Raw genomic sequence first — 11,370 nt, 5'->3', positions numbered from 1 at the left:
TAATATAGATAATGTAAGTTAGGAATTAGGAATTAGGAATTAGGAATTAGGAATTAAAGATAATTTAGAAATTAATAACGCAACTTTTTCGCGACCTAACGTACAGATTACAAGTACAAGTTAATGTATAGAAATAAGGAGGCCGCATTTATGGCACAAGATACATTTGGATTTTCAGATTTTGACGATATTTTTCGTATGATGAATGATGATGCATCACGTTTGAACCGTGCACAAATGTCACGGTCACAACAAGATCAGATGCGTGGACAACGCAAAGCACAACAACCTCAACAGGAGAAAGGTTTGCTTGATCAATATGGCATTAACATGACCGAGTTAGCTCGTCGTGGTAAGTTTGACCCAGTCATTGGTCGTGATGAAGAAATTGATCGCGTCATTGAAATTTTGAATCGTCGTTCAAAGAACAACCCAGTTTTGATTGGTGAACCTGGAGTTGGTAAGACGGCGGTTGTAGAAGGCTTGGCACAAGCAATTGTTAGTGCTAAGGTACCTGCAAAGCTACAAGATAAGGAAGTCATTCGTTTGGACGTCGTATCACTTGTTCAAGGAACTGGTGTACGTGGTGAATTCGAAGAGCGGATGCAAAAGTTGATGGATGAGGTTTCAAAGCGTAAGGATGTCATCTTGTTCATTGATGAAATTCATGAAATCATGGGCGCCGGTGGCACCGGTGAAGGATCAATGGATGCTGGAAACATTTTGAAGCCAGCTTTGGCTCGTGGTGATTTCCAACTTGTTGGTGCAACCACATTGAATGAATACCGTGACATTGAAAAGGATGGAGCGATTGCTCGTCGTTTGCAAACAGTTATGGTTGATGAACCATCAACTGATGAAGCGGTACAAATTTTGAAGGGTATTCAACCTAGTTACGAAGAGTATCACAAGGTAAAGTACTCAGATGGCGCAATTGAAGCTGCGGTTGATTTGTCAAACCGCTACATTCAAGATCGTTTCTTGCCTGATAAGGCCATCGACTTAATGGATGAAGCTGGATCAAAGAAGAACCTTTCATTGAAGGTTGGGGATCCAAAGGAAATCCAAAAGAAGATTGACGCAGCCGAAGAGAACAAGAAGCAAGCTGCTGATGATGAAGATTTTGAGAAGGCTGGATACTGGCGTGATCAAGTTAACCAATTGACATTACAATTAGAGGCGGTTCAAAACCAAAAGCCTCAAAATGATGCAACGAAGACGGTTACTAAGCAAGACATCGAGAAGATTGTTGAAGATAAGACTGGTATTCCTGTCGGAGAAATGGCAGATTCTGAGCAAACACAATTGAAGAACTTAGATAAGCAATTAGCTGACCACGTTATCGGCCAAGATGACGCGACTGAAAAGGTTGCCAAGGCTATCCGTCGTAACCGTGTTGGCTTTAACAAGTCAGGTCGTCCAATTGGTAGCTTCCTCTTTGTTGGACCTACTGGTGTTGGTAAGACTGAAACTGCAAAGCAATTAGCTAAGGAACTCTTTGGAACTGAAGATAGCATGATTCGTTTCGATATGTCTGAATACATGGAGAAGCAATCTGTATCTAAGTTGATTGGTGCTCCAGCTGGTTACGTTGGATATGAAGAATCAGGTCAATTGACTGAAGCTGTTCGTCGTCATCCATACTCAATCGTTCTACTTGATGAGGTTGAAAAGGCTCATCCAGATGTCATGAATATGTTCTTGCAGATTCTTGACGATGGACGTTTGACTGATGCACAAGGACACGTGGTTTCATTTAAGGATACAATTGTCATCATGACTTCAAACGCTGGTCAAGATGCTCCTGAAGGTACTGACTTGATGGACCGTTTGGCTCCATACTTCAAGCCAGAATTCTTGAACCGTTTCGATGCGATTGTTGAATTTGATCCTTTGAACAAGGAGAACCTATACAAGATTGTTGACTTGATGTTGGATGATATGAATAAGACTATCTCAACTAAGGGCTTGCACATCTACGTAACAGATGCTGCTAAGGACATGTTAGTTGATATGGGTTACGATCCTAAGATGGGTGCTCGTCCACTTCGTCGGGTCATCCAAAATCAACTTGAAGACAAGATTGCGGACTTCTACCTTGACAACCCTGAAGTAAAGGATCTTCGTGCCGAAGTACACCATGATGAAATTGTGGTTGTTGCTGAGTCAGATCCTAACCAAGAAGTGGTTGATCGTAAGGAAGAAGCTAAGGATGCAGTTGAAGAAACTGTTGACGAAAATGAAGAAAAGAAGCACGTTGAAAACGACGAATTGAACCCAGATCCTGAGGGCTAATGCTTCAAAAGGAACGCTGAATTCAGCGTTCCTTTTTTTGTGTTGTAAAATCAATTAAATTGTTACATTGTCGTAATTTAAGAATTTCTAAAGCTATGGTAAGATAGTGAATGTGAATTGCTGAATTTGTTTCTTTGACGTAATGACCAACATTGATTGGATGACGTCATTGAATTGAAAAAAGCTATTTATGTTTCTGCAAACAGAAATGGTTATAATGCAAATTACTTTTCGCGTTCATCAAATACATACAACTAAGAAAATAAACTGGAGGATGGATAACATGAATACAACCGCTAAGAATACCCTATTAGCAACTGCCGGTGCTGTTGCGGCCTTTGGAGGCGCAACTGCTGTTGCTTCAGCCGACTCAGTTACTGTTAAGTCAGGTGACACGCTTTACTCAATCGCCAAGGCTAACGATGTTTCAGTTAGCGAACTTGCAAAAATTAACAAGGTTACTAACCCTGATTTGATTTTCGTTGGTCAAGAATTGAAGGTTTCAAAGTCAGCTTCAGCTGCTAAGCCTGCTAGTCAAAACACTGCAGCGACAGCGCAAGCTACTACCACGACTGCAAGCACTCAAACAACTTCACACGCTGTGACAGATGCTTCAAACACTTATCCCGCTGGACAATGCACATGGTTCGTAAAGAACGCTTTGCCATGGGTTGGTAACAACTGGGGTAACGCAGTTAACTGGCCAGCTAGTGCTGCTGCTGCCGGTTTCAAGGTTGACGGAACACCAGCTGCTGGTTCAGTAGTTGTCTTTAGTCACGGCGCTGGCATTAACCCAGCATACGGACACGTGGCTGTTGTTGATTCAGTTAACCCTGACGGTACAATTAAGATTTCTGAAGGTAACTATGCTGGATTGGCTTACCACACTCGGACTATCTCAGCTGCTGGATTGACATTTATCCATTAATCATAAAAGTCTCGTTGTAACGAGGCTTTTTTTGTATAATGAAAGGAGGAGGAGCCGTAATGTCATATCAAATTGAACCGGGACGGGTAGTCCATTTAAATGACGCCAATGAAGTGGATAGCGAAATTGAATTTCGACCACCAGAGGGGGAACGGGCTTTTGAGATTATTTCGGCCTACTTCACTCCTGGCACGAATACGCAAAAAATACAGAATGACATGATGCAATTGGTGATGGATAGCATGCGTGATCAGCTGTGGGCGGTTGTTGAAACGGTATTGGGTAAACCTTATCATTTGCAAGGGAATCGTTTAGATACAGGCTTTGATATTGCTGGGCTAATTCAATATGTTTACAATCATATTTATGGTGTTAGTTTTCCATTAGATTTAAAAACGCAATTGGATCGCGTCCAACATGTTAGTTTGGCCGAAGCCATGCCTGGTGATTTGTTGTTCTGGGGGACCCCAGCGTTAATTACAAATGCGGGTGTGTATTTAGGACATGCTGAGTATTTGACGGTAGATTTAATGGCACAGGTGGTCTTAATTCAGAAAGTTGCACCGAGTTGGCAACCTGATGTGGTCGGCAGTTTACGTTAGGAGAACGAGATGGCGCAAGCAATGAAATACGAATCAGGACGTATATTTTTAACTGATGACAATGATCAATTAGTTGGTGAGATTCGTTATACACAAACAGACAAAAATCACACTTGGCCAGTAACCCATACCTTCGTTAACCCAGCTTATCGGGGGCAAGGAATTGCTGAACAATTACTGGATGCTTTAGCAAACTTGGCGCGGGAAAATGAAGTGCTTTTAGAGCCGGTCTGTCCTTATGTTAAGCAGGCTTTTATGCGGCAGAGTAAATATGCAGATGTTGCAACACCCAAACATTAAAAACTTATTGCGAGCCAAGGGGTTCGCTTTTTTAATGACCTAAATTTAGGTATAATGATTGTAGTTGTGTTGCATGTAAACACAGTTAGAAATGAGAAAAAAGATGACAAGAAAATTTGAAATTGTAAGTAAATATCAAGATGCAGATTTACCTTTACCAAAGCGTGCCACAAAGCAAGCAGCTGGGTATGATTTGCAAGCAGCAACCGATTTTGTACTGCCTTCTGTTTGGCGTGTGCCATTTTTACGGGCGTTGAAGAAAATTCGGATTAGCGAACAATTAACGAGTGCAGAATTATTAGAAGCGCAAACGACACTCAAACCGTTCTTGGTGCCAACTGGCGTTAAAGTTTATTTGAATGAAAATGAATATTTGATGATTGCTAATCGTTCATCAAATCCATTGAAACGTAGTTTAGTCTTACCAAATGGGGTGGGGATTATTGACGCAGATTATGTTGATAATCCTCAAAATGAAGGCGAAATTTTTGTGCAAATGATTAATTGGGGTCTAACGGACCGGACTATTAAGCAAGGTGAGCGGATTGCCCAAGGAATTTTCATGCCTTACTTAGTGACAGATGATGATCAACTGAATGAAAAAGCCACGCGAACTGGGGGCTTTGGTAGTTCAGGGGTTAATTAAGGAGAACACATGGCGAAAACAAAAACCCAATTTGTTTGTTCAAATTGTGGGAATGTCTCACAACGTTATATGGGACGCTGTCCAAATTGTGGTGCTTGGGGAACTTTGGTTGAAGAAGTGCAACAACCTGAAAAAGTGGACCGCAAGTCGCGGGTGAATTTGGAAGGGCAAGTTGCTAAGGTTGAAAAACTTGATGAAGTGAATATTGAAGAGACACCACGAGTTTTGACTGATTCAGATGAATTTAATCGGGTGCTTGGTGGTGGCATAGTGCCAGGTTCTTTAGTATTAATTGGTGGTGATCCGGGGATTGGTAAATCGACATTGTTGCTTCAAATTTCTGGAGAACTTTCGAATCATGGACAGCGAGTTTTGTATGTATCTGGGGAAGAAAGTGCGTCACAGATTAAATTGCGGGCCGAGCGTTTAGGCGTTCGGGGGGATGCCGAGTTTTACTTGTACCCAGAGACGGATATGGCATTGATTCGCAAAGCGATTGATGAGGCCAAGCCTGATTTTGTGGTCATTGATTCGATTCAGACAATGCAACAACCTGATATTCAATCAGCAATTGGCTCGGTGGCACAAATCCGTGAGACAACGGCAGAATTATTGCAAATTGCAAAAACGAACGGCATTACGATCTTTATTGTCGGTCATGTGACAAAGGAAGGCGCGATTGCTGGGCCTAAAATTTTAGAGCACATGGTCGATACGGTTTTGTATTTTGAAGGGGATAATCAACGTAGTTATCGTCTGCTTCGAGCCACAAAAAATCGTTTTGGGTCAACTAACGAGTTAGGTGTTTTTGAGATGGTTCATGAAGGCTTACAGGAAGTTACTAATCCATCGCAAATGTTTTTAGAAGAGCGTTTGGAACATGCAAGTGGATCGGCAGTGGTTGTAGCATTAGAAGGCACGCGACCAATCTTGGTTGAGGTACAGGCGTTAGTAACGCCAACTGTATTTGGAAATGCGCAACGGACAGCTTCAGGGATTGATCGTAATCGGATTTCAGTCTTGATGGCGGTGCTTGAAAAGCGAGCTGGTCTATTGATGCAAAATGAGGATGCTTACGTGCGTGCTGCTGGTGGTGTGAAGCTTGATGAACCAGCGATTGATTTAGCTTTAGCGGTTGCGATTGCTTCAAGTTATCGAGATAAAGAAACACGTGTGGGAGACGCCTTTGTTGGTGAAATTGGTTTAACTGGCGAAGTGCGACGTGTACCGCGCATGCTAGATCGGATTTTGGAAGCACAGAAATTGGGCTTCAAGCGGATTTTTGTACCTGTTAAAGCGATTGATGCCAGTCAGGAGCAGGCGTTGGATACCATTGAGGTTGTTGGTGTGAAAACTTTATCAGAAGCTTTGGGTAAAGCATTAGATTAAAAAAGGAGGTTTGAGTGGATGCGAAAAAGAATTATACAATTAGTTTACGTCATTATCGGCGGCGCACTGGCTTTAAATATCATGCCGCTGTTATGGCAACTAATTGGTTTTCAAAACAATTTATGGCTGAATAATTATATCGTGAACTTTTTAATTGGTGGGGTGTTATTTTTTATTCTGAGTTTGCCAACCTGGCGCTTGGTAGATAACTTTATTCACCGTTTAGAAAATATGTTAAATGCACAGTCACCATTGATGTTGCTTGTAGGTTCGCTAGGAACTTTAATTGGATTAGTTCTGGCAGTTGTGATTACGGTACCTCTACAACGAATGGATAATGTCTTGTTGAGCTCAGTGATTCCCGTTATTATTATGCTCTTATTCGGTTATTTGGGATTTCGCTTGGGAACAACACGGATTGATGAATGGCGGAATCTAATACCATCGTTAAATAACGTTTCACGCTTAACAAAGATTCGTGGCAAGACAAAGAAAAATGACGAGACAGTTGATGCAGAGAATGAGCCAAATTACCATCATTACAAGATTTTAGATACAAATATTTTGATTGATGGACGCATTTTGGATGTTGTTAAAACTGGCTTTATCGAAGGAACTTTGTTGGTCCCTAACTTTGTTTTGTATGAGCTACAGTATCTAGCTGACAAAGGAGAAGAATTAAAGCGTGTTCGTGGCCGACGTGGTTTAGATGTGTTAAATGAATTGCGAGAAATGGATGCGGTGCCTTTGGAAATGTGGGAAGGCGATTATGATGACATCAAAGAGGTTGACGAAAAGTTAATTCGTTTAGCAAAAGATTTAAACGGAGCCTTAGTGACGAATGATTTTAATTTGAATAAAGTGACCCAGTTCCAAGATGTACAAGTATTGAACTTAAATGAATTAGCGGGTGCTTTACGACCAAGTATTAAAGTTGGCGATCATTTACAAGTGCTTTTGGTTAAAAACGGTACTGAACGTCAGCAAGCGGTTGGTTACTTAGATGATGGGACAATGGTCGTTGTTGAAGATGGCCGTGACAAGCTCCAAGAACGGGTAACTGTTGAAGTCACGTCAGCTTTGCAGACGGATGCAGGTCGCATGATTTTTGGTAAGCTGGTTTAAAACGTTGAATCAAGAGCGATTCGGCGGTATATTAGAATGGACAAAAAGATAAGGAGTCAGATTTGACTATGACTGAAGAAACAGAGAAGAAGATTCGGGTTCGGTATGCACCATCACCAACTGGACATTTACACATTGGAAATGCGCGAACAGCTTTATTTAATTGGTTGTACGCTCGTCATTACAATGGTGAATTTGTCATTCGGATTGAGGATACTGACCAAACGCGTAATATTGCAGATGGTGAACGTTCACAATTGGATAATTTGGCTTGGCTTGGTTTAGATTGGGATGAATCACCTGAAAATCCTGGTGCTTATGGTCCTTATCGCCAATCAGAACGTTTGGATATTTATAAGCCATTGATTCAAGAACTTTTGGATCGTGGTTTGGCTTATAAGTCATATAAGACTGCTGACGAATTGCAAGCTGAGCGTGAGGCGCAACAAGCTGCTAAGCAAGCACCTCACTATGTTTATGAATATGCTGGCATGAGTGATGATGAAATTGCAAATGCTCAAGCTAAGGCTGAAGCAGAAGGTTTACCAAGTGTTGTGCGTTTGCACGTTCCTGAAAATAAAGTTTATGCTTGGGATGATATGGTCAAGGGGCATGTTGAAATCAACTCAGACACAATTGGTGGTGATTGGGTGATTCAAAAGGCTGATGGCATGCCTACGTATAATTTTGCGGTTGCTGTTGATGACCACATGATGGAGATTTCACACGTACTGCGTGGAGATGATCATGTGTCAAATACGCCAAAGCAATTGATGATTTACGAAGCCTTTGGTTGGGAAGCACCAATTTTTGGCCACATGTCATTGATTATCAACGCTGAGACGGGTAAGAAGCTTTCAAAGCGTGACGAAACCATTTTGCAATTTATCGAACAATACCGTGAACTGGGGTACTTGCCTGAAGCCATGATGAACTTCATTGTGCTATTGGGGTGGTCTCCAGTTGGCGAGAAGGAAATCTTCAACAAGAAGCAATTGATTAAGCAATTTGATGAAGAACGTCTTTCAAAGTCGCCCGCTAAGTTTGATAATAAGAAGTTGGAATGGATTAATAATGAGTGGATCAAGAATGGCGACCAAGACATGGTCTTTGACAAGATGATGCAACAACTTGTTAAGTCAGAGCTCGTAGATCCAAAGGAATTGACAGCAGAGAAGATGCAATGGTTACGTTCAGTGATGAATGTTTACATGGATGGCGTTTCGTATACAGCTCAAATTGTGCCGTTGATTGAACCGGTCTTTTTCAAGATGCCAAAGGCTGACGAGATTAGTGATTCACAAAAAGAGTGGATGGCTGGCGAAGATGTGCCAATGTTGTTAAATCTCTTTAGCGAGAAATTAAAAGCATTACCAATTTTTGATGCTCATAATATTTTGGCAGCAATTCGTGAAATTCAAAATGAAACTGGCATTAAGGCTCGCGCGCTTTGGAATCCATTGCGGATTGCCACAACACGTCAAGAGCAAGGGCCTAACTTGGGTTCATTGCTTGAATTATTAGGTCGTGAACAAACGCTCGCTAATATTCAAGAATTTTTATAAGCTAAATTAAACACAGTCCTAAAATTTGGGACTGTGTTTTTTAGCTGGCCGTGTAGGAGGCTATGATAATTGGTAAAAGAATGTTATTATAGTAAGGATTAACAGCTAAAATAATAATTAAAAATTGTTGAAAAAAGGAAGATTAGAATGGCGAATCCAATACGAAAAGTTATTGAAAGTGATCGAGGTACGCTCCGGCGTTTGTCTCGTACCGCCGATAAAGTAATGTCATATGAAGATGACATGGCGGCGCTATCAGATGAAGAATTACAAGCAAAAACGCCTTATTTTCGTGAACAATTAGCAAATGGGAAAACGCTGGATGATATCTTGCCTGAAGCCTTTGCCGTTGTTCGTGAAGCGGCTAAGCGTGTGCTAGGACTTTTCCCATTTAAAGTGCAAATCATGGGTTCTTTGGTCTTGCATGGTGGAAACATTGCTGAAATGCGGACTGGTGAAGGAAAGACCTTGACGGCGACGATGGCGGTTTATTTGAATGCCTTACCTCAAAAAGGGGTTCACGTTGTGACGGTTAATGAATACTTGTCTGAGCGTGACGGTGAAGAAATGGGTCAATTGTATAAGTGGCTTGGCTTAACGGTTGGCATCAACCTATCAGAATTATCACCAGAAGAAAAACGTGAAGCTTATAACGCAGATATTACTTATTCAACCAATTCAGAAATTGGGTTTGATTTCTTACGTGATAACATGGTTGGTCGTAAAGAAGATCGTGTCCAACGACCTTTGAACTTTGCATTGGTCGATGAAGTTGACTCGATTTTGATTGACGAAGCGCGAACACCATTGATTATTTCTGGAGCACCAGCTCAAGAAAATAAGCAACTCTTTTACAAGGCTGACCGCTTTGCCAAGAAACTTAAAGAAGGTGAAGATTTCACTGTTGATTTGGAAACAAAGACAGTTAACTTGACCGATGAAGGTATCAGTAAGGGTGAAGAAGAGTTTGGCTTGCCAAACCTTTATGCGGCTGGAAATGCGGCCTTAACACACCACATTGATCAAGCTTTGCGTGCTAACTACACGATGTTCAACGACAAGGACTATGTTGTACGTGATGGGGAAGTTGTCTTGGTTGACTCATTCTCAGGTCGTATTCAAGAAGGTCGTCGTTTCTCTGATGGCTTGCACCAAGCTTTGGAAGCTAAGGAAAAGGTACAAGTGCAAGAAGATAATCGGGCGATGGCTTCAATTACTTACCAAAACTTGTTCCGTCGTTACAACAAGTTGTCAGGTATGACGGGAACGGCGCAAACTGAAGCCGAAGAATTCCGTGAAATCTACAACATGGAAGTTATTACGATTCCAACCAACCGTCCAATCCAACGTGTGGACGAACCAGATTTGTTATATCCAAACTTGCATTCAAAGTTTAATGCGGTGGTTGACTTGGTAGATCAATTGCATTCAGCTGGTCAACCAATTTTGATTGGTACTGTCGCGGTTGAAACATCAGAATATCTTTCAAAGTTATTGGATCAACGTGGCATTCCGCACAATGTGTTGAATGCCAAGAACCACGCCAAGGAAGCTGAAATTATCGCAAATGCGGGTCAAAAGGGTGCCGTTACGATTGCCACTAACATGGCTGGTCGTGGAACTGACATTAAGCTTGGACCTGGTGTGAAGGAATTAGGTGGATTGGCAGTTATCGGTACTGAACGTCATGAATCACGACGAATTGATAATCAATTACGTGGACGTGCTGGTCGTCAAGGTGACCCTGGTTACTCACAATTCTTCTTGTCACTTGAAGATGATTTGATGCTTCGTTTCGGTGGTGAACGCCTAAAGAATATGATGGAATCAATGAACTTGCAGGATGAAGATGCGGTAATTAAGAATCGTTTGATTACACGTTCAGTTGAATCTGCGCAACGGCGTGTTGAAGGTAATAATTATGATTCACGTAAGAACGTTTTGCAGTACGATGATGTCATGTCACAACAACGTGAGACTTTCTACGCTAATCGTAATCAAGTTATCGATGAGGAGCATTCCTTGAAGGATGTTATCTTACCAATGGCTGAACGGACGATTAACCGGGTCGTTGATAACAATACGAACGGTAAAGAAAGTGATTGGGATTTGTTTGCCATCAATAACTTTGCGCGTTCAGTCTTAGTCCCTCAAGATGATATTCAAGTGTCAGACTTGCGCAACAAGACCCCAGAAGAGTTGAAAGATTACTTGTATCAACGAGCTAAGGCAGTTTATGACGAAAAAGAAGCCCAACTTGATGATGAAGAACAATTCTTGCAATTTACCCGAGTTGTGATCTTGCGGGTTGTTGATAATTATTGGACTGAACATATGGACAATATGAACCAATTGCGTGATTCAATTCAATTACGTGGTTATGGTCAATTGAACCCTTTGATTGAATATCAAGAAGAAGGCTATCGTATGTTTGAAGAAATGATTGCATCAATTGAGTATGATGCAACGCGTCTCTTCATGAAGTCTGAAATTCGTCAAAACCTACGGTCTGAATAAGAC

Annotated in this window: 9 protein-coding genes; all 9 read left to right on the top strand. The window is 41.5% G+C overall.

Going from position 1 to position 11,370, the window contains the following annotated elements:
• Positions 1–150: 150 nt before the first annotated feature.
• On the top strand, positions 151–2,295 hold the full coding sequence (locus JOC36_RS00970) for an ATP-dependent Clp protease ATP-binding subunit (protein WP_205144639.1): 2,145 nt from the start codon (positions 151–153) through the stop codon (positions 2,293–2,295).
• Between the two features lie 283 nt (positions 2,296–2,578).
• The gene (locus JOC36_RS00965; protein WP_205144638.1) at positions 2,579–3,223 is read left to right on the top strand and encodes a COG3942 and LysM peptidoglycan-binding domain-containing protein; all 645 of its coding nucleotides are present in this window, start codon (positions 2,579–2,581) and stop codon (positions 3,221–3,223) included.
• A gap of 59 nt (positions 3,224–3,282) precedes the next feature.
• Positions 3,283–3,825 (top strand): C40 family peptidase, encoded by a 543-nt coding sequence (locus JOC36_RS00960; RefSeq protein WP_205144637.1) that lies wholly within the window; start codon positions 3,283–3,285, stop codon positions 3,823–3,825.
• Positions 3,826–3,834: 9 nt separating this feature from the next.
• Positions 3,835–4,125, top strand: coding sequence for a GNAT family N-acetyltransferase (locus JOC36_RS00955; protein ID WP_205144636.1), 291 nt, complete (start codon positions 3,835–3,837; stop codon positions 4,123–4,125).
• Positions 4,126–4,228: 103 nt separating this feature from the next.
• A complete protein-coding gene (locus JOC36_RS00950) occupies positions 4,229–4,771 on the top strand; it encodes a dCTP deaminase/dUTPase family protein (protein ID WP_205144635.1) in 543 nt (180 codons plus the stop codon).
• 9 nt (positions 4,772–4,780) lie between these two features.
• Positions 4,781–6,160, top strand: a complete 1,380-nt coding sequence (gene radA / locus JOC36_RS00945; protein ID WP_205144634.1) for a DNA repair protein RadA — start codon at positions 4,781–4,783, stop codon at positions 6,158–6,160.
• Between the two features lie 18 nt (positions 6,161–6,178).
• The gene (locus JOC36_RS00940; protein WP_205144633.1) at positions 6,179–7,285 is read left to right on the top strand and encodes a PIN/TRAM domain-containing protein; all 1,107 of its coding nucleotides are present in this window, start codon (positions 6,179–6,181) and stop codon (positions 7,283–7,285) included.
• Positions 7,286–7,353: 68 nt separating this feature from the next.
• Positions 7,354–8,850, top strand: a complete 1,497-nt coding sequence (gene gltX, locus JOC36_RS00935; RefSeq protein ID WP_205144632.1) for a glutamate--tRNA ligase — start codon at positions 7,354–7,356, stop codon at positions 8,848–8,850.
• Between the two features lie 147 nt (positions 8,851–8,997).
• Complete coding sequence (secA, locus tag JOC36_RS00930) at positions 8,998–11,367, top strand: preprotein translocase subunit SecA (protein ID WP_205144631.1); 2,370 nt, start codon at positions 8,998–9,000, stop codon at positions 11,365–11,367.
• Positions 11,368–11,370 lie beyond the last annotated feature (3 nt).

Origin of the sequence: Weissella uvarum (assembly GCF_016908785.1) — a bacterium.
Taxonomy (GTDB): Bacteria; Bacillota; Bacilli; order Lactobacillales; family Lactobacillaceae; genus Weissella; species Weissella uvarum.
This window is presented reverse-complemented; position numbering and strand designations above follow the sequence as displayed.

What these genes read in the sequence shown, in the direction of transcription:
- JOC36_RS00965 (WP_205144638.1), top strand. Translation starts at nt 2,579, where the DNA reads ATGAATACAACCGCTAAGAATACCCTATTAGCAACTGCCGGTGCTGTT.
- JOC36_RS00955 (WP_205144636.1), top strand. Translation starts at nt 3,835, where the DNA reads ATGGCGCAAGCAATGAAATACGAATCAGGACGTATATTTTTAACTGAT.
- radA (WP_205144634.1), top strand. Translation starts at nt 4,781, where the DNA reads ATGGCGAAAACAAAAACCCAATTTGTTTGTTCAAATTGTGGGAATGTC.
- JOC36_RS00940 (WP_205144633.1), top strand. Translation starts at nt 6,179, where the DNA reads ATGCGAAAAAGAATTATACAATTAGTTTACGTCATTATCGGCGGCGCA.
- secA (WP_205144631.1), top strand. Translation starts at nt 8,998, where the DNA reads ATGGCGAATCCAATACGAAAAGTTATTGAAAGTGATCGAGGTACGCTC.
- JOC36_RS00960 (WP_205144637.1), top strand. Translation starts at nt 3,283, where the DNA reads ATGTCATATCAAATTGAACCGGGACGGGTAGTCCATTTAAATGACGCC.
- JOC36_RS00950 (WP_205144635.1), top strand. Translation starts at nt 4,229, where the DNA reads ATGACAAGAAAATTTGAAATTGTAAGTAAATATCAAGATGCAGATTTA.
- JOC36_RS00970 (WP_205144639.1), top strand. Translation starts at nt 151, where the DNA reads ATGGCACAAGATACATTTGGATTTTCAGATTTTGACGATATTTTTCGT.
- gltX (WP_205144632.1), top strand. Translation starts at nt 7,354, where the DNA reads ATGACTGAAGAAACAGAGAAGAAGATTCGGGTTCGGTATGCACCATCA.